Below are 22,352 nucleotides of genomic sequence, written 5' to 3'. Positions count from 1 at the left end.
ATGCCGTTGTTCGACTATGAAGAGTTTAAGAAAGCTTTTTATGAGCACTCGGGGATAGATCTGAACTTATACAAGGAAAAGCAGATGAAAAGGCGACTGACATCCCTTGTTGAAAGAAACGGTTTTTCCAGTTTTATGGATTTCTTCAGGACAACGTTGAAGGATCATAAGTTATATCAGTCGTTTATAAACTATCTCACCATTAACGTGTCTGAATTTTACAGGAATCCAAATCAGTGGGAAATACTGAAGAATATTATAATTCCGGATTTGGTTAAAAAAAAGGGTTCAATTGAGAATATAAGAATATGGAGTTCCGCATGTTCAACTGGTGAGGAACCGTATACAATTGTAATGATCCTGAGTAATTTTTTCCCTCTGTCGAAGATTAGAATACTTGCCACTGATATTGATTTGGACGCAATTGAAAAAGCAAAGCAGGGAATATATCTTTCAAGAAGCGTTAAGGATTTGCCTGCTGAATATCTGAAAAAGTATTTTGTCCGTGTCGGCGAAGAGACATATAAAATTTCAGACGATATAAAAAAATGTGTGGAATTCAGGCAGTTAAACCTTCTCAGGGATCCGTATCCGAAGAGAATGGATCTGATTGTCTGCCGCAATGTGCTGATATATTTCACCGAGGAGGCAAAGTCGCAGATATATATCGATTTCAACCGTGCGCTTGCTGACGACGGAATACTGTTTTTGGGCAGTACCGAGCAAATAATCGGGGCAAACAAATATGGTTTCAAACCAATTTATACGTTTTTCTATAAAAAAGTTCAGAGTATATAAATAAAAAAATAAAAATAGAAAAAGGATTTCAATAAACGAAGGTGAATAGCGGATATTTGAATAAAGGTTTATATTATAGGAGCAAGGAGCATGATTTCCTCGTTATTGCTATAAATTGAATTAAACTGGGAAATTGGCAGCGGGTTTCTTCCCAGGCCCACTTCGATGGTGTAGCCGGGGCGGCGGAATTCCTCAATGAACCAGTCTTTGTAACCGGCATAAGCCGCTTCATAAGGTGTTTCCGACAGAGTGTAGCCGCTTGCACGGGCAAAAATTTCACCTATTTCTCTGGCACGCGGAATTTGCATGTTTTTATAAAGCCAGTAAATCACTTCTCCCTGGCTGTGGTATGCAATTACAAGCTTGAAATTGTGCTGTCTTGTAAAATTTACCATTGCCTGGGTTTCAGGCTCGGAAAGAGGGGAAGGTCCTCCATATCGGGTGGGCCCGGGGCCGAAAATCCCGAAGGCTTCCTCCTGAGCCTTGGCATCCTGCCAGCTGGCAGGGTAATTTCTGTTTAAGTCGGTTCCCCTGATATTTGCCTGCCATACCTGTGAAAAGGGCAAACCTGTCCTGTTCCACTGAAGAAGCTGCTCGTAATACGGATTGTCGGGCTTAAGTCCTTCAAGCACGAGATCAACTCCGTCGGGATTTACCATCGGGACAATATAAATGCTGCTGCGGTTCCATATTTCCCTCACATTATATCCCCTTATGGAATAACCTGAAGCATAGGCGCGACAGAAATTTTCGGCAAACTTCATCAGAAGCGGCGCAGTTATCCATTCAAGGGCATGATGTGCCCCGTTATAATGCACTTCAACGGGACCCGTTCCAAGCCTGATGTAATACAGGTTTTTTCCCAGTACGCTTTTTCCGATAATTCCGGTTTCAATAAACGGGTATCTTGCTTCAAGGCCTTCTATGTCCATTTCCAGGATTTCATATGTATAGTCAATGTCGGTAAACACCACCTCTATGCCGTAGGGGACGGTGATTATCTGCCCGACTCGTAGATACAGCGGATTTATGCCGGGGTTTGCGGTAAGTATTGCATTTACGGTTGTATAATACCTTTGCGCAATTCTGTACAGAGTATCACCGGGACGGATGGTGTATGTGTCGTAACCGCGGAGAAAACTTTGAAAGTAATTCCATGTGACAGGGCCGACTATCCCGTCGGGAGTAAGACCGTTATTCCTTTGAAAAGCCGTTACTGCACGTTGGGTGTTGATCCCGTATATACCGTCCACTGGCCCGGGGTTGTAACCAATTCTGGCAAGCAGGCTCTGAACAAGTTTCACATACGGACCCCTCGAGCCCGGTCTTAAGGTTTCCATAATATAACCACCCCTGAAAAATACTGCTATAACATCATATTAAATTGGCCTTATTTTGTTACATGGGAATAGTATAAAAAATGTAATATGATAAAATATGTGAACTGGTGATGTGGATAAATTAAACATTTTAAAACTTTTAGTGCCTGTTAAGTTATGGCTAAATATGACAATGCCCTAAATCACTGTGAAATTTTCCACTTGAAATTTAATTAAAAAAAATATATGATACTCTAAGTTTTTATTTTTGTCGAAACCTGAAATAAATTTATCTAAGAGGGTGCAATAGCTTGCGTAGGAAAAATTACGAAATTGACATGTGTAACGGGCCTCTGCTCGGAAAAATTATTATTTTTTCAATTCCAATGATTTTATCAGGGATTCTGCAGCTGTTATATAACGCAGCCGATGTCATAGTAGTGGGGCGTTTTACCGGAAGTACCGCTCTTGCTGCGGTGGGGTCCACAGGTTCGCTTACAAATTTGATAGTCAACCTTTTTATGGGCCTGTCGGTGGGAACAAGCGTTACCGTGGCGCAGTATTACGGCGCCGGAGATTGGAAAAACGTAAGCCGTGCCGTACATACGTCGATAGCCACCAGTATTATCAGCGGCATTTTGGTGGGCGTATTTGGATTTTGTACCGCAAAAAGGCTTTTGATGGCCATGGATACTCCGGCGGACGTCCTGGATCAGGCGGCATTGTATATGCGCATATATTTTGTCGGTATTCCGGCTTCGATGGTATATAATTTCGGAAGCTCGATCCTTAGGGCTGTAGGAGACACAAGAAGGCCTTTTATATTCCTGTCTGTTTCAGGGTTAATCAACGTAGTACTTAATCTTTTTTTTGTGATTGTCTTTCATATGGGAGTTGCGGGAGTTGCATGGGCGACGGTTATTTCTCAGGTTATTTCGGCAGTATTGATAATCATAAGCCTTATTCAGTTCAACGGACCGTGCAGGCTTTTCCTGAAAGACATAAAAGTCTACCGTGACATGCTTTGGGAAATGGTAAAAATAGGTATTCCTGCGGGTCTTCAGGGTACAATATTTTCCATTTCCAACGTATTGATTCAGTCTTCGGTAAATTCATTCGGTTCGGATGTTATGGCAGGAAATTCCGCGGCTTCCAACATTGAGGGCTTTATATATGCCGCAATGAATTCCATTTACAACACGGCACTTACATTTACAGGCCAGAATGTAGGAGCAAAGAAATACAACCGTATAAACAGAATTCTTGGGATATGCCTTTTGACTGTTTTCACCATCGGATTTGGAATGGGAATGGTGGCGCTGCTTTTTGGCAGGCAGCTTTTGGGCATATATGTCCCGCATGATGATGAAGTTATAAAATACGGCCTTATAAGGCTGAATATAATTACAAAAACCTATTTTCTTTGCGGAATGATGGATGTTATGGTGGGGATGATAAGAGGAATGGGAAAATCGTTTATGCCGATGCTGGTATCGATAATAGGGGTATGCGGTATAAGGATTTCATGGATATTCCTCGTTTTTGCGAAGAATCGTGACCTTGCAATGCTTTATATTTCTTATCCTGTATCGTGGCTTGTTACATTTGCAATTCACTTCTTGACGTACTTTTTTATAAAAAAACGTGTCGCGGAAAAGGAAAATGCATTGGAAATTCAGCCGGTTTAATTTTATATAAAGTTGCATTTCACTATTGACAAAATGCCATAATTCATTTTATAATAATCCTTGTCGCAAGGAACGTGCGAAAGTGGTGGAATTGGCAGACTCGCTAGATTCAGGTTCTAGTGCCCGCAAGGGCGTGTGGGTTCAAGTCCCACCTTTCGCACCAAAAAAAAAGGCTTTCAGGTTTTCTGAAAGCCTTTTTTGCATTAATTAAATTAAAATAAATTTACGTTTTTTTGCAGAACAACATTATGTATTCAGCATTTAAACCGTTTATGGTAAGATAAAATTAACAGTGAAAGTGCTGATAAAATTTTTGCCGCGATCGGTTGTAAGGTGTTTTTAGGGTCATATAACAAAAGGATGGTGGATTTATGAATCACGGTAAAGTCAAGTGGTGGAAAATAGTTTTAATAGTGCTTTCGATTCTCATTCCGGCAGCGGCGGTTACAGCAGCTTTGATTTACCTGAGAAAGGATTCGGGTAAGGATTTTAAAGTGTCTTTATGAATTTTGATTAAAATTATGCATAGAAGGGTCTGACATATGCTTCACGAGTTTTCCAGGACTGAACTTCTGATTGGAAAGGATGCATTAAACAAACTTAAAAACAGTAAGGTTGCCATATTCGGAATCGGCGGAGTGGGTTCTTTTGTCGCCGAAGGGCTTGTAAGGGCGGGTGTCGGCAGGTTTGTTCTTGTCGATGACGATTTGATTTGTCTTACGAACATAAACCGGCAGATTCATGCGACAAGAAAAACAATTGGCAGACCAAAGGTTGAAGTAATGCGCGACAGAATCCTTGAAATAAATCCTAAAGCCGAAGTGGTGGCAATACAGAAATTCTACATGCCCGGTTGTGCAGAGGAAATTCTGCAGGGAGACGAGGATTACATCGTTGATGCAGTTGATACCGTTACAGCGAAAATAGATTTGGTTGTCAGCGCGAAAAAAATGAACATTCCGATTATTAGCGCGATGGGAGCGGGAAATAAACTTGATCCCACAAGATTTGAAGTCACCGATATATACAAAACTTCGATATGCCCGCTGGCAAAAGTTATGAGGAGAGAACTGAGAAAGCGAGGAATTGATTCATTGAAAGTGGTTTATTCGAAGGAAGTACCGGTAACTCCCCATGAGACAGAAGAAAACAGCTGCAGAACCGGCTGTGTATGTCCGAAAGGAACTGCGCGCAAGTGTACAATACGCAGGCAGGTACCGGGAAGTATTTCTTTTGTCCCGTCGGTAGCAGGACTTATTATTGCCGGTGAAGTGGTAAAGGATTTGATTGGCCAAACCGGCGCTCAAAACGGATGATGTCACGAATTTCTTTTATTTTTTTTATACAGATATGTTTTCTTAAGATAAATTATTATATAATGGAATTATGAAATCTGAGGGTTTGTGATGGATTGGACAACGGACCGTTTTTTTAGTGGCAGGTGAAATATTTTTGAATAAGGAACTGGAATCTTTTAAGAAGAAAATTAAAGGTAAAAAAGCGGCAGTGCTTGGTTTTGGTGTCAGCAACAGACCTCTTGCCAAAACAATAGTAAAGTGGGGAGCCGATGTAACTGTTTTTGACAGAAAAAGCGAAGAGAATTTCCCGATGATTTCAGAATACAGGGAAATGGGAATTAAATTTTCCCTTGGCGAAGGATACCTTGAAAATCTTAAGGGTTTTGACATTATATTCAGAACACCGGGAATGAGGTTTGATATTCCGGAAATTCAGAGAGAACTGGCAAACGGAGCCGAACTTACGTCCGAAATGGAAGTTTTTATGGAAGTATGCCCTGCAAAAACCTATGCGGTTACCGGAAGCGACGGAAAGACCACTACAACAACGCTTATTTACGAAATGTTGAAACAAGAGGGGTATAGATGTTTTCTTGGCGGAAACATAGGAACACCGCTAATTGACAGGATCGAAGAGATAGACGGTGATGACAGGGTTGTTCTGGAACTCTCAAGTTTCCAGCTTATGACAATGAAAAACAGCCCGAATGTGGCCGTAATAACCAACATTACCCCCAATCATCTTGATGTACATAAATCAATGGAAGAATATATTGATGCAAAAAAGAACATATTCAGGTATCAGACCGAAAGCGACAGAGTTGTGCTTAATTATGACAACGCGATAACCAGGAGCTTCATACCCGAAGTCAACGGAAAGCTCCTTCTTTTCAGCATAAAGGAAGAATGCACCAGCGGAGCGTTTCTCAAAGGAAACCGTATTTTCTACCGTGAAGACAATACCGAAACCGAAATTCTTCCCATCGAAGAGATTAAACTTCCGGGAATGCATAACGTTGAAAACTGCCTTGCGGCTATATCGGCTGTAATGCCTGAAGTAAGCAGGGAATCCATTATACATGTGGCAAAAACCTTCTCAGGTGTTGAACACAGAATTGAATTTGTCCGCACGGTGAACGGTGTTTCCTTTTATAATGATTCCATTGGTTCAAGCCCCACTCGTACGGCTGCCACATTGAAGTCTTTTAAGGACAGGGTTATTTTAATAGCCGGAGGGTATGATAAAAAGCTATCTTATGATGAACTTGCCGAAACAATACATGCGAAGGTCAAATGCATGGTACTGATGGGCGATACGGCAGACAAAATTGAAACGGCATACAGGAACTTTGCAAGAAAGGAAAACATTGAACCAGTCCCGGTTATCAGGGTGAAAAATATGGAAGAAGCGGTGAATGCAGCTTATGGGATCGCACGGAGCGGGGATATTGTTGTTTTGTCCCCGGCCAGTGCAAGTTTTGATATGTATGCGAACTTCATGGAAAGGGGTAACCACTTTAAGGAAATAGTCCGACATTTATAAAAAGTGCTGAAGCCGGAAAATGGGGGTTTTGCGATGGAGAAAAAAAACATAATGCAGGGCATAGCAGAAAATATAGGAAAAGTGATGGTTGGGCAGAGCGGGGCTGCAAAGTTAATGGTGGTATGCCTTGCAGCAGGCGGTCATGTGTTGATAGAGGATGTTCCCGGGATTGGAAAAACCACCATGGCTAATGCTCTGGCGAAATCCATAGGTGTGTCTTTTAACAGGATACAGTTTACGCCGGATATTTTGCCGTCGGATATTACAGGTTTTTCGATGTACAATCCCAAAACAGGCGAATTTGAATACAAGCAGGGCAGCATAATGAGCAATATTATACTGGCCGACGAAATTAACCGCACTTCTCCGAAAACACAGGCCAGCATGCTGGAGGTAATGGAGGAAAGGCACGTAACGGTGGACGGTGTAACTTACAGTGTCCCCGAACCTTTTATGGTGATAGCCACGCAAAACCCGGTGGAATATATGGGCACTTACCCCCTTCCTGAAGCCCAGCTTGACAGGTTTTTAATGAGAATTACAATGGGTTATCCCAGCAGTGAGGATGAAGTTGATATTCTTTACCGTTTTAAAAACGAAAATCCGCTGAATAATCTTGAACCCGTGGCAGACGGAGAGCAGGTTAAAGAGCTTCAGAGGCAGGTAAGGGATGTCCATGTGGACAGGTCGGTCGGGGAATATATTGTTGAAATAGTGCAAAGTACAAGACGAGTGGAACATGTTGCGCTGGGATGCAGCCCGAGGGCATCCCTTTATCTGATGAGGGCGGCTCAGGCCCTTGCGCTTTACAACGGAAGGGACTATGTTATTCCTGATGATGTCAAAAGTCTTGTGATACCTGTTCTTGCCCACCGCATGGTGCTGAAACAGGAAGCCAAAATAAGAAAGCTGACTGCCGAGAGCATACTTTCGGATTTACTTAAAGACGTCAGGGTTCCGGTTTGAACGGGCGTAAAAAACCGTTACAGGATATTTTGCCCATATCCTGTGTATATAAAAATACATAAAAATACAGAAGGAATTACCGGTATTATGAAAAGAAGCAGAATAACTTATTTGATACTGTTTGTCCTGTCCTTAGTATACATATATTTTGACGGAGGATTCCTTCCCTACACCCTTCTTTACATTGTTTTGCTTCTCCCGGTAATGTCCGTGATTTATCTTCTTATTGTTTTCAACACGTTTAAATATACCGAGAGAATTGAAAAACGTGAATATCAGAAGGGCGAAACTCTGGATTATACTCTGAGAATATATAATAATACGCCGTTTTACATTGCTTACTTTACCGTGTATATGCACATGGAAGGGCAGATGCTGATAAAAGGAATGAAAAACGAGTATCTTACTCTCAGGCCCTTCAGCGTGCATGAGTTTAAATTCAATGTCCCGATTCTGTACAGAGGAAAATATAAAATTGGAATATCACACATAGAAATAAGGGATTTCCTTAACCTGTTCTCGGTAAAATATTATCCGTCGGAAACAAAGCAGATCCGTGTTTTTCCCAGAATTCTTCCCGTGGAGGACCTGGATGTTCCGTATGTAAGAGTGTCGGAAAGGGAGTACCTGTCGCAGAATAAGGATGTCGGCCATACTGAAATCAAGGACATCAGGGATTACATGTACGGAGACAGTTTAAAAAAAATTCACTGGAAACTGTCTTCGAAATTCAGTAAATGGATGATAAAGGAAACAAATGCCTCTTCGGAAAAGGAAGTGTGGGTTCTTCTGAATCTTTCCGCAATGTCCGGCGATGCCGAGGAGGTTTTGAAGACCGAAGACAGAACGGTGGAATTTCTTATTTCTGTCGCAAGGGTACTGCTCAGTTCGGGGTTTAATATAAAACTCTGTTTTTACAGGAATGAACAGATATGTCTTACATATTCAGGCGATAACGGATTTATGCAGCTTTATGAATTTATGGCCTTTATGCGTTTCGATCAGATGGCTGATTTCAGTGATATTATGGCCATGTTTATTGACAGTATTCCCGAAAGGCAAAGCGTTATGATTTTTTCACCGCTTGTTGATGAAAAGCAGCTTGATGCTTTGCAGAAAATGACCGCGAACGGTCATGATGTTTCGCTGTTTTACTGCGAGGTGGAGGAAAGCCCGATAAAAGATGACATAAAAAGGACCCTGGAAAAAGAACTGCCGGAGCTTGGCATAAAGACTGTCAATTTGCTGAAAACTCCTTCAGTTGCGGCCAAGTTCGGACGATATGAACGGGAAGGGACCATTCATGAAGAAACGGTATTATGATTTCTTATCCCTTGCATTAACCGCTGTTCTGTATATTTTTTCGGTTATAAGGGCGACAATTGTTCCTATGCATGTTCCGGTCGGGTCTTGGCAGCTGATTTTTTATGCGGCGGGAACCGTTCTTTTTTATTCTCTCATAAGTACAAAACCGGGGAAAGCGGTTTTTCTTACATCGGCAGGCTTAGGCGCTTGTTATGCGATTTTTCTTGTTATCAGGAACGGAATTTCAAACCTTTCGGAAATTTTTGCGCCTGCTGCAGTGCTGATTAACGTAATAATTCAGGTTGGAACGGGTTATTATGACAATACAGTGTCTGATACATTTCTCATGGTGGCGCTGGTATTGTATTCCTTAATTGTAGGTTTGCCTGTTTATCTGTTTTTAGTAAGAAAATTCAGGTTTTATAAGGCGTTTATACCTGGTCTTGCCTTTTTCATGGTTGTATGGGGACTTAACAGGGACGTGGACAGGCTGTCGTTTTTTATTTTTGCCACTGTTGCGGTAATATGTTACATAAAGCACGTTTATCTGATGAATCTTAAAAGAAGCCGGATAAACGATGAAACAGTGCGGGATGAAATTTTTGTTTACTTTATTCCCGTTGCGGTCATAACCGTTCTTCTGGCGTTTTTAATTCCCGTAAGCCCAAAACCGATAGAATGGCCATGGCTTGACAGAAAGATATACAATCTCTGGTGGGATATGCAAAGAAAACTGACTGTGGACAGATATGATGAGTTTTCGCTGTCCGAAACGGGTTTTGGAAATCCGTCCCGCCTGGGCGGACCTGTATATGCCAATGATATACCCGTTTTACGCGTAGAAGCACCGACAAGGGTTTATTTGCGGGGAGCGGTTTATGATGTTTACACCGGCACCGGCTGGGAGAAATCCGGAAGGGACGGAGAAAATTTATCAGAAGACAGGGTTTACGATCACACGGAACTGTCTTATGGATGGAAGGCAACTGCGACGGATTTGGGAATTGTGTCGTCGGAAGAATACGATGAGTTTTTGCTTAACCTGAAACTGCCGTTAAAAAGGGACACTCTTCCGGCCGAAGAATACGTTGAGTTTCTGAAAACAAGAACAAGGCCGAAGGTTCTGGCAAAACTTTTCCCTGAAGAAAAAGTCGCCGTACAGCATCTGCAGGTGCGAACAAAGACACTGTTTACGCCTCTGAAATTATTCGTACCAATTACCGGGCTTCCGGACGGAGCCTACAATCTGAATGAAACGCCTGAAGGCATATTTATGTCGGACAGAAGGCTTCGCGGCGGGAGTTCTTATTATTTTTCCTACCTACAGCCTGCTTACGGAATGAAGGAGCTGGAAAATTATTTCAATCTCAGCAGGCCGGGTTTATACAGTGACTTCATTGAATACCTGAAAAAGTTTATTAACGAAAACGGGGAAATGGACGAACAGGTGATGCAGCAGCTGTCAGGCATGCTTGAAACATACAAAGAACTTGAAAGTTACAGTGAGAAAGTATACCGTATTTATACACGTTTGCCCGACGAAATACCCGAAAGGGTAATTAAGCTTGCTGAGAACATTACCCGCTCGTGTACTACAACTTATGCAAAGGTCAAAAGCCTTGAAAAATATTTAAGGGAAAATTACAATTACACCCTTACGCCGTCATATCCTCCGGAAGATCGGGATTTTGTAGATTATTTTCTGTTTGACGGGAAAGAGGGATATTGCTCGTACTTTGCCAGTGCTCTATGTGTTATGACAAGGGCGGCGGGGATACCTTCAAGGTACGTTGAAGGGTTTTTATTGCCCGAAAAACCCCCGACCGAACGGTTTTATAACGTTACAAACCGGAATGCCCATGCCTGGGTTGAGGTATATCTGGAAGGAGTGGGATGGGTCACGTTTGAGCCCACACCGCCAATGGCAAATGCACAGAATTATTATGTAAATTTAAGAGAAGCGACAACAGGCAGTGAGGGATATGTTCCCGGGATATTTGAAGAGTATGAGGAAGACACCACTGTGCCGAATATTGTAATTCCTGATGAGAAAACCGAAGTTTCGGATACTCCCGCAATGACGGGAAAAATTGTTCTTATCGCTGTATTTGCGCTTGTGCTCCTCATATTTCTGGCGAATTTATTGTTCATTTTCTTCAGAGGGATAATACTCCGCCTGATTCCCTCCCGAAAAAAGGCGCAAGTGTTATATCGCATGATTATTTCATATCTTTCGCAGGCAGGAAGCACCATACAGCCGGGACAGACTGCTAAAGAATTTGCAACGGCGGTTGACAGGCGATATAATTTCAAATCCATGAATATGTCTGAAATGACCGAACTTTATTACGGTGTGCGTTTTGGCTTGCGTGACGTGGATAAAGAGACAGTGAAACGAATTTTTTCCTTTGCTTCGGAAGTGAAAAAAGAAACAGGCCGAAGCATGTATTTTGCAAAAAAGGTTTTAATAAGGTATATATTGTTTAAAGGTTAAACAATATCTGGGCGAAAAAGGCAATATTCGGCCACTTTTTTGTTGACTTTTCCTTATACATTGACTTAGAATGGGAAAAGTAATTAAGGAGTGAGGCAATACAATGAATAAGGTGCGCAGTGATATAAGGAATATTGCCATTATAGCCCATGTCGATCACGGTAAGACAACACTGGTTGATGCTATGCTTAAGCAGAGCGGTATTTTCCGCGTGAACGAAAAGGTTCAGGAACGGGTTTTGGATTCAAACGAACTTGAACGAGAAAAAGGAATTACAATAATGTCGAAAAATACCGCCATTTCATACAACGGAGTGCGTATAAACATAGTCGACACTCCGGGGCATGCGGATTTCGGCGGGGAAGTGGAACGAATCCTGAAGATGGTTGACGGCGTGCTTTTGCTGGTTGACGCTTATGAAGGGCCTATGCCGCAGACACGCTTTGTATTGAGAAAGGCGCTTGGTATGAATTTAAAACCGATTGTCGTTATAAACAAGATAGACCGAAAGGAAGCACGGCCAAACGAGGTTATTGATGAAATTTTCGACCTTTTTATTGAACTTGAAGCAAGTGACGAGCAGCTGGATTTCCCCGTGGTTTATGCCTCAGGGCGCGAAGGGGTTGCGTACTATAACCTCGGTGATGATTCAAAGGATTTAAGGCCGCTTTTTGAGACAATTCTTAATTATATACCCGCCCCGCAGGGAGATGCCGATGCGCCTTTTCAGCTTCTTATATCCAGCATAGATTACGATGATTACGTGGGAAGAATTGCAATAGGAAAAATTGAACGCGGAACGATATCCGAAGGCGACAGAGTGGTGGTATGCAGAAAAGACGGCAGGATAGAGCCCGTTAAAATCAGCTCAATTCAGGTTTTCCGCGGTTTAAAAAGGCTGAATGTTGAAAAGGCGGAAGTTGGGGAAATAGTATGCATTACAGGATGTGAAGATATAACAATAGGAGATACCGTTTGTGATGCAGAGCATCCTGAACCGCTGCCCTTTGTGGATATAGAAGAACCCACTATATCCATGCAGTTCCTTGTCAATAACAGTCCTTTTGCAGGCAAGGAAGGCGCGTATGTTACGTCAAGGCATTTGAGGGAACGGCTTTTTAAGGAATTGGAAACAAACCTGAGCCTCAGGGTTGAAGAAACCGATTCACCGGATAATTTCAAAGTATCAGGCAGGGGTGAACTGCACCTTTCCATTCTCATCGAAACCATGCGCAGGGAAGGATATGAATTCCAGGTTTCAAAGCCTGAGGTTATCACCAAATATATTGACGGAGTGCTGTGTGAGCCTGTAGAGTACGTTGTTATTGATGTGCCTGAGGAGTACATGGGGCCGGTAATGGAAGAACTGGGAGCAAGGAAGGGTGAAATTGTAAATATTCATCCACCCAATCAGGGTGTTGTCAGACTTGAATTCAGAGTGCCGTCACGGGGTCTGATTGGCTTCCGTTCCAGGTTTTTGACGACAACCAGGGGAAATGGTATAATGAATCATGTTTTTGATGGGTATGAACCATATAAGGGAGAAATAAGAAGCCGGGATCGCGGTTCACTGATTGCGTCGGAAACAGGCGAGGCAGTGCCTTACGGATTATATAACGCTCAGGAGCGTGGCACTTTGTTTATTGGACCGGGTGAGATGGTTTATGAAGGTATGGTTGTTGGGGAAAGCAACAGGGTGGATGACATAGTTGTAAATGTATGCAGGAAAAAGCATGTTACCAACATGCGTGCCGCGGGTTCGGACGAGGCTTTAAGGCTTACTCCGCCGAAAGTTTTAAGCCTTGAGGAATGTCTTGAATTTATTGCTGATGACGAACTGATTGAAGTAACTCCGCAACACATCAGGCTGAGGAAGAAGATTCTTAACGCCGAGTTAAGGGCAAAAGAAAAGAAAAAGGACAAAATGAATACTTAATGGCAGGGAAGGTGAAACCTGTGGTGAAACAGGTTGAGAAAAAAAAGAGAAGGTTTCTCAGGTTTTTGATATTTGTTGTAATATGCATGACACTGTTTTTCTCATCGGCTTATATATCATACAGTTATCTGACAAAGTACGGAATTGAGTATGCTACCACGGGGAAGATACAGATACCTAAAGAAGAACAGATTGAAATAGTAATTCCTGAAGGTTATGGAACGGCCGATATTGCGGAATTACTGCATAAAGAGGGGCTTGTGGAGTATCCGTGGCTGTTCCGGTTCCTTTCAAAATTGAACGGTTATGACGGAAAGTACAAGGCAGGTAAGCATATTGTCAGCAAGAAACTTAACTATGAAGGTTTGATGATTATATTAACAAGCGATCCCGAACCGGAACCCACTGTAAACTTAAGAATTCCTGAAGGGTTTACTGTAGCCGAACTTATTGATTACCTGTCGGAAAGAGGGTATGTGGACAGGGAGAGGTTTGAAACTCTGTGCAAAACAAAAATGGGGAATTACAAATTTCTCGAGAATGTGCCTGATCGGACGTATCCGCTGGAAGGATACCTGTATCCGGATACTTATAAGATTGAAGAGGACTGGAAAGAGGAGGAAATTATTGACCGGCTCCTCCGGGAATTTGACACTATTTTTAAGCCTGAATATTATGAACGCGCGGAAGAATTGGGCATGACGGTTGACCAGGTTGTGACCCTTGCATCGATAATTGAAATGGAAGCCAAATATCACTCAGATTATAAGAAAATATCCAGTGTACTTCATAACAGGTTGAACAGTGAAATGTATCCGTATCTGCAGGTGGACGTAACTCTCCAGTATGCAAGAATCATGGCCGGGCTTGGCAGAATACAGATTTTAACGAACAAAGACAAGGAAATTGACAGCCCATATAACACGTACAAATATAAAGGTCTCCCTCCGGGACCCATCTGTTCGCCTCGGGTGGAAGCAATAGAGGCGGCGTTGTATCCTGAAGACACCGATTATTTCTTCTTTTTTGCAACACCCGACGGTACGGTTATATACAATAAAACCCTTGAAGGGCATAACAGGGATCTTGCCGCTCATGGCATGTTGAACTGAAACATGTCTGTCAATGGATTTTGACTGTTAAATAAAGGTAGTAAGTTTGGGAGTGTATATTATTGGAAAATGAGATTACTTATCCGCATATAAACAGCTTTCTGGCTGAAATTTTTGAACAGGCCGATCCGCTGTTGAAAGAAATGGAAGAACTTGCGCATAAGAATTACATTCCCATAATCCAACCCGAATCGGCGCAGCTTCTTAAAATTCTGTGTTATATTTCGAAACCCGAAAGGATTCTGGAAATCGGGACGGCAATTGGTTATTCCACAATTATACTTGCGCGCTCGATGGCTGAAAACGGGATAGTTGATACGGTCGAAATAAACGAGGATATGATTGAAAAAGCATGTGGTTATATTAAAAGGGCGGGGCTGGAGGACAAAATACGGATTTTGAACGGTGACGCAGAGGAGGTATTGCAGTGCCTCGGCACCCCGTATGATTTCATTTTCCTTGATGCGGCAAAAGGACAGTACATCGATTTTTTGCCACATTGCCTGAGACTTCTTAAACCCGGCGGAGTTTTCGTAACCGATAATGTGCTTTACAGGGGCATGGTGGCAAAAAAAGGTTTCATAGAACACAAACACCGGACAATAACGGTAAAGCTGAAAGAGTACATTAACCTGTTGTGCCGCAACGAAGAACTGATTACGAGCATAGTACCCGCCGGCGACGGAATTGCGGTGTGTGTGAAAAAGCGAAAAAGTTAAGATATTCGTACGAGGTTTAGGTTACAGGTTTTGGCGTTTATTTTAAAGGAGAGAGTTGTATGAATATAGAACTTCTTGCTCCGGCAGGTAACTTGGAAAAACTGAGAATGGCGGTTATATACGGAGCTGATGCGGTATACCTTGCAGGCCCGCGATACGGGCTGAGGGCCGGTGCAGGCAATTTTACCTTTGATGAAATGAAAGAAGGTATACGTTTTGCACATGAAAGAAACAGGAAAGTTTATGTGACAATGAACATTTTGCCTCATAATGAGGATTTTGACGGTATGGAAGAATATGTAGCCCGCATTTCCGATATCGGTGCCGACGCGGTTATAGTGTCTGATTTGGGAGTTTTGTCGGTGGTAAAAGAGGTAAACCCGGCCATACCTGTCCATATAAGCACACAGGCAAATGTCACAAACTACAGAAGCGCTATGAAATATAAAGAACTTGGAGCGTCAAGGATTATTGCCGCAAGGGAACTGTCACTGGCCGAACTTGCGCTTATACACCAGAAAGTTCCCGACATAGAACTGGAAGCGTTTGTCCACGGTTCTATGTGCATTTCCTATTCAGGAAGGTGCCTCCTGAGCAGTTTTATGTGCGGAAGGGATGCTAACCGTGGTGACTGCGCCCAGTCATGCCGGTGGAAATATTACCTGATGGAGGAAAAACGGCCGGGGGAATATTTTCCTGTTGTCGAGGACGAACGGGGAACGTTTATCCTGAACTCGAAAGATTTGTGCATGATTGAGCATATTCCCGAGCTTGTTAAAGCAGGTATTACGAGTTTTAAGATCGAAGGACGGATGAAAAGCTCATTTTATGTTTCAACGGTGGTGCGCGCTTATAGGATGGCTCTGGATGCATATTTAAGCGATCCTGGAAATTATGCGTTCCGGCAGGAATGGCTTGAGGAGGTATCAAAAGTAAGTCACCGCAGCTTTACAACGGGTTTTTTCTTTAACAAGCCCGGACATGAAAGCCAGAATTACGGAACCAGCAGTTATATTCAGACGCACGAATTCGCCGGGATTGTGCTGGAATACAATGAAAGGGAAAAGACTGTGCTGATTGAGCAACGCAACAGGATTTTCGCCGGAGACGAAATTGAAATAATGCAGCCTGACGGTAAAGACATACGCTTCAGAATTAATGATATGTGGGACATGGAAGGTAATGCAATTAACAGTACGCCGCATCCGCAAATGAAATATTTTGCAAAGGTACCTGAGCCCGTTATGCCCAATTCAATACTCAGAAAAAAGATTGGATAAAAAAACGGAGGAATGAACCTGTCCGAAAAATCATAGAATTGTAAAAAGAAGCCGTGTAGGATGCTGAAATCTTGATTTTAAAAAAATTTAGTTATATGCTGATATTAAGGAATACATTACGGAGGTGTTTCGGTCATGGCATTAATAGATGATTTGAAGAAAGCTACAAAAAACATTGCGCAGAAAACCGGCGAGTTGGTGGAGATTTCCAAACTCAATCTGAGCATTTCCCAGGAGAAGGACAAGGTGGAAAAGCTTTATGCCGAAATCGGAAAAGCTGTGTACGAACAGTATAAGGCAGGAAATGACGTCGGCTTTTCTGACAAATGTGCCGCTATAGCGGAAATTGAAAATAAAATAGAAGAATTGCAGCAGAAGATCCGTGAACTGAGAAACGTTAAAAAATGCCCTTCATGCGGTGCGGAAGTTGAAGCGGACACCGTATACTGCCCTAAGTGCGGAACAAAACAATAATGTTTTAATATATTCTTCAGTATTAAATTGTTAGATTAATTATCTTGCTTTACATAAGCGGGTCTTTAGGGTTATTCCTAAAGTACCTTCTTTTAATTTATAAAAACTATCTGATTTTGGGTAGGGTAAATGACTAAGAAAGAGCTGAGAAAAAAAGCAAAGGAACTTCGTAATTCGATTGCACCCGAAGAAGTAAAAAGGTTAAGTGAATTAATTCATAAAAGGTTATTTGAGCATCCGTGGTTTGTAAACAGTAATACGGTTTTTGTTTACGTATCCACCGGAAACGAAGTGAAGACTGCAGAAATAATCGAAAAAGCCCTTAATGACGGTAAGACGGTCTGTGTTCCGAGGGTTATACCCCATGTTAAAATGGAGGCAGTACCCATTGACGGCTTGGATGATCTCCGGACGGGTTTTTTTAATATAATGGAGCCAAAGCCGGATTTACTGCCTTTAAGCGAAAATAAAATAGATTTGGTGATCGTTCCAGGGCTTCTTTTCGATATGCACGGTTTTCGTGTCGGATACGGCGGCGGATACTACGACAGGTTTTTAGCCAGGATACCCTCAGATTGCAGGACCTTGGGGCTTGCTTTTGATTTTCAGATAGTAGATGAACTTCCTGCGGAAGATCATGACATGAAAATAATGGCAGTCATTACCGATAAACGGGTTATTGTATTCTGAGCCTGACCGGGCTCAGATTTTATTTGCGTTATTACAGAAAAATTTACTCAGGAATACAGGGGGTATAAACAGATGAAAGTTTACTTATGTTTTCCGGGAGGTAAACACAAGGCGCTTACAATGAGCTATGACGACGGAAGGGTTCAGGACAGAAAACTTATCAGTATTTTTAACAAATACGGAATTAAAGGCACTTTTCATCTTAATTCTGCATTACTGGATCAGCCCGAGCGTATACCGGCAGACGAAATCAGGGAGTTGTACAAGGGACATGAAGTTGCCGCGCATACATGTACTCATCCGACAATAGCCAGGTGCCCAAAAGAACAGATAGTGCAGGAACTGTTCAATGATCGCGTAAATCTTGAAAACATTGTGGGTTATCCCGTTCGGGGTCTTTCTTATCCAAACGGCTCACATAACAAACAAATCAGAGAGCTTTTACCCGGCCTTGGTTACGAATATGCCCGCACTGTTGAGGAAACAGGGGATTTTGGGCTGCCTGAGGATTTTTTCCGCTGGAAGGCCACATGCCATCACAATCACCGTCTTCTTGAGCTGGGCGAAAAATTTATTAATCTTTATAAAACCCAGTATCTGTATTTGATGTACGTATGGGGACACAGTTATGAATTTGACAATGACAATAACTGGGACTTAATTGAGAATTTCTGTAAAATGGTGGGTAACAGGGATGACATATGGTATGCAACAAACATTGAAATAGTGGATTATCTGAAGAGTTATGAAATGCTGCAGTTTTCGGCTTCAATGAAGTTTGTTATCAATCCTCTTGCGCATTCGGTATGGTTGAATGTTGACGGTGAAATAGTGGAAGTCAAGGGAGGCACACGCGTGGATTTTTAATCCCGAGCTCTGCTTTTCAGGCAGTTTTTGCAGCAGAAATCAGAATACCATTCAGACTTTGCTTCACAGGGCACACGAAGCCGGAGCAATTACTTGCGTGATTGTTTCGGTTACTGTAATATTTTTATATAAAATTTTTTGAATTAGGAAGAAAAAGGGTATATTTAAAACAAATCCTGTAAAAATGGGGAATGATATGGGTTCTTTTGTTCATTTGCATGTACATACCGAATACAGCCTTCTCGACGGTGCAAACCGGATTGAGCCTCTTGTTAAAAGAGTCAGGGAACTGGGAATGGACAGTGTCGCGATAACCGATCACGGCGCAATGTACGGCGTTATTGACTTTTTCAAGGCCTGCAGGAAAGAAGGCATAAAGCCTATTTTGGGGTGCGAGGTGTATACCGCCGCCCGAACAAGATTTGACAGGGAAGCTGGGATTGATTCAGAGCAGGGGCATCTTGTACTGCTGGCTAAGGACAACAAAGGCTATAAAAATCTGATGAAACTGGTTTCAGCGGCATTTACCGAGGGCTTTTACTATAAGCCGAGAATAGACATGGAACTGCTGAACAGGTATCACGAGGGGCTGATTGGTTTAAGTGCATGCCTCGCAGGGGATATACCCGCTGCAATTCTGAACAATAATTACGAAAAAGCAAGGAAGCTTGCCCTCCAGTTCGAGGAAATATTCGGGAGGGGAAATTTCTACCTTGAGCTCCAGCATAACGGTATAGAAGAGCAGAAGCTTGTAAACGAAGGGCTTATAAGGCTGTCAAGAGAAACAGGAATTCCGCTTGTGGCGACAAATGACGTCCATTATCTGCGGAAAGAGGATGCAAGAGCCCATGAAATTCTGATGTGCGTGCAGACTGCGACGACCATTGAAGATGAAGAGCATATGCAGTTCAGGACCGACGAACTGTACCTGAAACCGCCCGAAATAATGCAGAAGCAGTTCAGTTACTGCCCGGAGGCAATCGAAAACACTGTTAAAATTGCAGAAATGTGCAATGTGGAGCTTGAATTCGGCAAACTGCATTTGCCGAAATTTGACGTTCCGGGCAATGAGGATGCCTATGAATTTCTAAAAAAACAATGCATAAAGGGTTTTGAAAGGAAATACCGGAATCATCAGGATAAAGATAAACTCCTTGAGCGACTTAACTATGAACTGTCGGTAATTAAAAACATGGGATATGTGGATTATTTCCTGATAGTATGGGATTTCATACGCTTTGCAAAGGAAAACCACATAATGGTAGGCCCGGGAAGAGGTTCGGCTGCAGGAAGCATGGTCGCTTACTGCCTGGACATTACAAATGTGGATCCGATACGTTATGATCTCATCTTTGAACGTTTTTTGAACCCTGAGCGTATCAGTATGCCCGATATTGATGTGGATTTTTGTTTTGAACGCCGTGGTGAAGTGATCGATTATGTCGTCAACAAGTATGGAAAGGACCGGGTGGCTCAGATTATAACCTTTGGTACACTGGCGGCGCGTGCTGCAATAAGGGATGTGGGACGTGCCCTTGCCATTCCGTATGCTGAAGTTGACAGAGTGGCGAAAATGATTCCGATGCAACTGGGGATGACAATAGAAAAGGCTCTGGAAATCAACAGTGAGCTTAAAAATGCTTACGAAAACGAGCCGCGCGTGCATGAACTTATAAGCACCGCAATGATCCTGGAAGGCATGCCGCGGCATGCGTCAACTCATGCTGCTGGTGTTGTGATTTCCAGCGAGCCTATAACGGAATATGTGCCTTTGTACCAAAGCGAGGGAAACGTATGTACCCAGTTCCCCATGACAACCCTGGAGGAACTCGGCCTTTTAAAAATGGATTTTCTGGGTTTAAGGACTCTAACAGTAATCCGGGATACCGTTAAAATGGTTGAAGAAAATCATGGGGTGAAAATAGACATCGACAAAATTGATTTAAATGATGCCGAGGTCTATCAGATGATCAGCCGCGGTGAAACGGCCGGAGTATTCCAGCTTGAAAGTCCGGGCATGACTCAGTTTATGACCGAACTTAAGCCGTCATGCATAGAAGACATCATAGCGGGTATTTCTCTTTACAGGCCCGGCCCGATGGATCAGATACCTAAATATATTCGAAACAAGAGAAATCCTGAAAATATTAAATATGCCCATCCGCTTCTCGAACCGATACTGAACGTTACTTACGGATGCATGGTGTACCAGGAACAGGTAATGCAGATAGTCCGTAGTCTTGCGGGTTATTCTCTCGGACGGGCCGATCTGGTGCGCCGGGCAATGGCAAAAAAGAAAAAGGAGATAATGGAAGAAGAGCGGCAGAGGTTTGTTTACGGTGAGACCGACGCCGACGGAAACGTCCTTATACCGGGAGCAATACGCAACGGTGTGGATGAAAAAACCGCCAACGAAATTTTTGATGAAATGATGGACTTTGCAAGTTATGCATTTAACAAGTCCCATGCGGCGGGATATGCCATTATTGCTTTCCAAACCGCTTATCTTAAGCATTATTACCCGGTTGAATTCATGGCTGCGCTTCTGAACAGCTTTTTAGGCTCGCCTAATAAAATATCCCAGTATGTACTGGAATGCAAAAGAATGGGCATTCAGGTACTGCCTCCGGACATAAACGAAAGCGGAGAAAGGTTTACGGTGCATAACGGGAAAATCCGTTTCGGCCTGACTGCGGTTAAAAACGTCGGCAGCAGTGTGGTTAAGCAGATAATCGCCGAGAGGAGCAAAAACGGCCCTTACAAGAGTTTTATAGATCTCTGTGAAAGGGTTGACAGCAGGGATTTGAACAAAAGGTGCATTGAAAGCCTTATTAAAAGTGGAGCTTTTGATTCCTTCGGCGTGTATCGCTCCAGGCTTATGAATTCTTATGAAAAGATCATCGAGGATATATCAAATGAACGAAAAGAAAAGATAGACGGGCAGATGTCACTGTTTGATATTGCGTCGGGCGCGGAAATATCGAAAGTACATGAAATACCGTATCCGGACATGGAAGAATATGATTTCAGGCTTCTTCTCGCGATGGAAAAAGAAGTGCTGGGCCTGTATGTTTCAGGGCATCCTTTAAGTGAGTTCGAGGAGGAAATCAGAAAGGGCGTTACGCTGTATTCTTCTGATTTAATAATTGAGGAGAATAATGCGGAGCACATCAACAGTAAATTCGCCGACGGTTCTTTTGCCCGTATAGCCGGAATCATTGCCGATGTTAAGACAATTACGACAAAAAGCAATCAGCTGATGGCTTTTGTTACGGTCGAGGACCTTACCGGACAGATGGAAGTTATTGTTTTCCCAAGTATTCTTGAAAAATACGGCGAACTTATAAAACCCGAATTGCCTGTTTGGATAGAAGGGAAACTGAGCATACGTGAAGACGAACAGCCAAAAATAATTGTGGAAACGATAAAACTGCTGGTAAAAGGCAGCAGTTTTCCAAATGCCCCCGGAAAAAACAAAGACGGGGCATCGGATGTTCAGGCCGGTGGGAATGATAAATTTGACAATACCAAGACTTTAGTTGCCGACGAAAACGTGTATGAAGATCATGAAAATGAAAACCGAAACGGTTTGACAAAAGGCTCAGATATTGAAAAATATCAGACCTATACAGAACTGGTTAAAGTGCGTATACCCGACGATACAGACAGAAAAATTATCAGCGCAATTTGCTCCCTTCTTAAGTATTTTGAAGGGACAAGTCCGGTTTACCTGTATTACAGGGGTATGATAAACAAAAAATATCATGTTTGGATTTGTGATACGTTATTGAACGAGCTTAAAAATTTCGTAGGCGAGCAAAACGTCAAACATGAAAAACGTATACTGCAACCGTAGGGTTTCT

The 22,352-nt window shown here is 42.6% G+C and carries 17 protein-coding genes and 1 tRNA gene; 17 read left to right on the top strand and 1 reads right to left on the bottom strand.

Translation table 11 applies throughout. The annotated features are described in order from the left end of the window. The first annotated feature begins 6 nt into the window (after nucleotides 1–6). A complete protein-coding gene (locus CST_RS07115) occupies nucleotides 7–798 on the top strand; it encodes a CheR family methyltransferase (protein WP_015359180.1) in 792 nt (263 codons plus the stop codon). Nucleotides 799–866: 68 nt separating this feature from the next. On the opposite strand, the gene CST_RS07110 is transcribed toward CST_RS07115, so the two are convergent. Continuing rightward, nucleotides 867–2,138: a M14 family metallopeptidase gene (locus tag CST_RS07110; RefSeq protein WP_015359179.1), complete on the bottom strand. Its 1,272-nt coding sequence runs from the start codon at nucleotides 2,136–2,138 to the stop codon at nucleotides 867–869. Between the two features lie 290 nt (nucleotides 2,139–2,428). Between CST_RS07110 and CST_RS07105 the strand changes: the two genes are divergently transcribed. From CST_RS07105 to CST_RS07035, 16 genes are all read left to right on the top strand, one after another. Continuing rightward, complete coding sequence (locus CST_RS07105; RefSeq protein ID WP_015359178.1) at nucleotides 2,429–3,805, top strand: MATE family efflux transporter; 1,377 nt, start codon at nucleotides 2,429–2,431, stop codon at nucleotides 3,803–3,805. Between the two features lie 76 nt (nucleotides 3,806–3,881). Then, nucleotides 3,882–3,968, top strand: a tRNA-Leu gene (locus CST_RS07100). A 208-nt stretch (nucleotides 3,969–4,176) separates the two neighbouring features. Next, a complete protein-coding gene (locus CST_RS13815; RefSeq protein ID WP_015359177.1) occupies nucleotides 4,177–4,311 on the top strand; it encodes a hypothetical protein in 135 nt (44 codons plus the stop codon). A gap of 36 nt (nucleotides 4,312–4,347) precedes the next feature. Further along, the gene (locus CST_RS07095) at nucleotides 4,348–5,121 is read left to right on the top strand and encodes a tRNA threonylcarbamoyladenosine dehydratase (RefSeq protein WP_015359176.1); all 774 of its coding nucleotides are present in this window, start codon (nucleotides 4,348–4,350) and stop codon (nucleotides 5,119–5,121) included. Between the two features lie 136 nt (nucleotides 5,122–5,257). Further along, the gene (gene murD / locus CST_RS07090; protein ID WP_015359175.1) at nucleotides 5,258–6,646 is read left to right on the top strand and encodes a UDP-N-acetylmuramoyl-L-alanine--D-glutamate ligase; all 1,389 of its coding nucleotides are present in this window, start codon (nucleotides 5,258–5,260) and stop codon (nucleotides 6,644–6,646) included. A gap of 33 nt (nucleotides 6,647–6,679) precedes the next feature. Further along, on the top strand, nucleotides 6,680–7,612 hold the full coding sequence (locus tag CST_RS07085; RefSeq protein ID WP_015359174.1) for an AAA family ATPase: 933 nt from the start codon (nucleotides 6,680–6,682) through the stop codon (nucleotides 7,610–7,612). 87 nt (nucleotides 7,613–7,699) lie between these two features. Next, the gene (locus CST_RS07080) at nucleotides 7,700–8,935 is read left to right on the top strand and encodes a DUF58 domain-containing protein (protein WP_015359173.1); all 1,236 of its coding nucleotides are present in this window, start codon (nucleotides 7,700–7,702) and stop codon (nucleotides 8,933–8,935) included. Beyond that, complete coding sequence (locus CST_RS07075; RefSeq protein WP_015359172.1) at nucleotides 8,916–11,411, top strand: transglutaminase TgpA family protein; 2,496 nt, start codon at nucleotides 8,916–8,918, stop codon at nucleotides 11,409–11,411. The genes CST_RS07080 and CST_RS07075 overlap by 20 nt, the downstream gene beginning before the upstream one ends. 103 nt (nucleotides 11,412–11,514) lie before the next feature. Then, nucleotides 11,515–13,347, top strand: a complete 1,833-nt coding sequence (typA, locus tag CST_RS07070) for a translational GTPase TypA (protein ID WP_015359171.1) — start codon at nucleotides 11,515–11,517, stop codon at nucleotides 13,345–13,347. A 20-nt stretch (nucleotides 13,348–13,367) separates the two neighbouring features. Further along, on the top strand, nucleotides 13,368–14,459 hold the full coding sequence (mltG, locus tag CST_RS07065; protein WP_015359170.1) for an endolytic transglycosylase MltG: 1,092 nt from the start codon (nucleotides 13,368–13,370) through the stop codon (nucleotides 14,457–14,459). Between the two features lie 62 nt (nucleotides 14,460–14,521). Next, a complete protein-coding gene (locus CST_RS07060) occupies nucleotides 14,522–15,178 on the top strand; it encodes an O-methyltransferase (RefSeq protein ID WP_015359169.1) in 657 nt (218 codons plus the stop codon). A 59-nt stretch (nucleotides 15,179–15,237) separates the two neighbouring features. After that, a complete protein-coding gene (locus CST_RS07055) occupies nucleotides 15,238–16,458 on the top strand; it encodes a peptidase U32 family protein (protein ID WP_015359168.1) in 1,221 nt (406 codons plus the stop codon). 135 nt (nucleotides 16,459–16,593) lie between these two features. Then, nucleotides 16,594–16,932, top strand: coding sequence for a zinc ribbon domain-containing protein (locus tag CST_RS07050; RefSeq protein WP_015359167.1), 339 nt, complete (start codon nucleotides 16,594–16,596; stop codon nucleotides 16,930–16,932). A 129-nt stretch (nucleotides 16,933–17,061) separates the two neighbouring features. Beyond that, nucleotides 17,062–17,622, top strand: coding sequence for a 5-formyltetrahydrofolate cyclo-ligase (locus tag CST_RS07045; RefSeq protein ID WP_015359166.1), 561 nt, complete (start codon nucleotides 17,062–17,064; stop codon nucleotides 17,620–17,622). A gap of 72 nt (nucleotides 17,623–17,694) precedes the next feature. Continuing rightward, a complete protein-coding gene (locus tag CST_RS07040; protein ID WP_015359165.1) occupies nucleotides 17,695–18,489 on the top strand; it encodes a polysaccharide deacetylase family protein in 795 nt (264 codons plus the stop codon). A 196-nt stretch (nucleotides 18,490–18,685) separates the two neighbouring features. Beyond that, entirely contained in the window at nucleotides 18,686–22,345 is a 3,660-nt protein-coding gene (locus tag CST_RS07035; protein ID WP_015359164.1) for a DNA polymerase III subunit alpha, read from the top strand. The last annotated feature ends 7 nt before the right edge of the window (nucleotides 22,346–22,352 follow it).

The organism is Thermoclostridium stercorarium subsp. stercorarium DSM 8532, from assembly GCF_000331995.1.
GTDB classification, from domain to species: Bacteria; Bacillota; Clostridia; order DSM-8532; family DSM-8532; genus Thermoclostridium; species Thermoclostridium stercorarium.
Note: the sequence above shows the minus strand (reverse complement) of the source record. Positions and strands in the feature narration are given on the sequence as shown.

Bases quoted from the DNA above. Each gene is read 5' to 3' on its own strand.
- CST_RS07035 (WP_015359164.1), top strand. From the start codon at position 18,686: ATGGGTTCTTTTGTTCATTTGCATGTACATACCGAATACAGCCTTCTC.
- CST_RS07075 (WP_015359172.1), top strand. From the start codon at position 8,916: ATGAAGAAACGGTATTATGATTTCTTATCCCTTGCATTAACCGCTGTT.
- CST_RS07080 (WP_015359173.1), top strand. From the start codon at position 7,700: ATGAAAAGAAGCAGAATAACTTATTTGATACTGTTTGTCCTGTCCTTA.
- CST_RS13815 (WP_015359177.1), top strand. From the start codon at position 4,177: ATGAATCACGGTAAAGTCAAGTGGTGGAAAATAGTTTTAATAGTGCTT.
- CST_RS07055 (WP_015359168.1), top strand. From the start codon at position 15,238: ATGAATATAGAACTTCTTGCTCCGGCAGGTAACTTGGAAAAACTGAGA.
- CST_RS07050 (WP_015359167.1), top strand. From the start codon at position 16,594: ATGGCATTAATAGATGATTTGAAGAAAGCTACAAAAAACATTGCGCAG.
- CST_RS07095 (WP_015359176.1), top strand. From the start codon at position 4,348: ATGCTTCACGAGTTTTCCAGGACTGAACTTCTGATTGGAAAGGATGCA.
- CST_RS07045 (WP_015359166.1), top strand. From the start codon at position 17,062: ATGACTAAGAAAGAGCTGAGAAAAAAAGCAAAGGAACTTCGTAATTCG.
- typA (WP_015359171.1), top strand. From the start codon at position 11,515: ATGAATAAGGTGCGCAGTGATATAAGGAATATTGCCATTATAGCCCAT.
- CST_RS07085 (WP_015359174.1), top strand. From the start codon at position 6,680: ATGGAGAAAAAAAACATAATGCAGGGCATAGCAGAAAATATAGGAAAA.
- CST_RS07040 (WP_015359165.1), top strand. From the start codon at position 17,695: ATGAAAGTTTACTTATGTTTTCCGGGAGGTAAACACAAGGCGCTTACA.
- CST_RS07110 (WP_015359179.1), bottom strand. From the start codon at position 2,138: ATGGAAACCTTAAGACCGGGCTCGAGGGGTCCGTATGTGAAACTTGTT.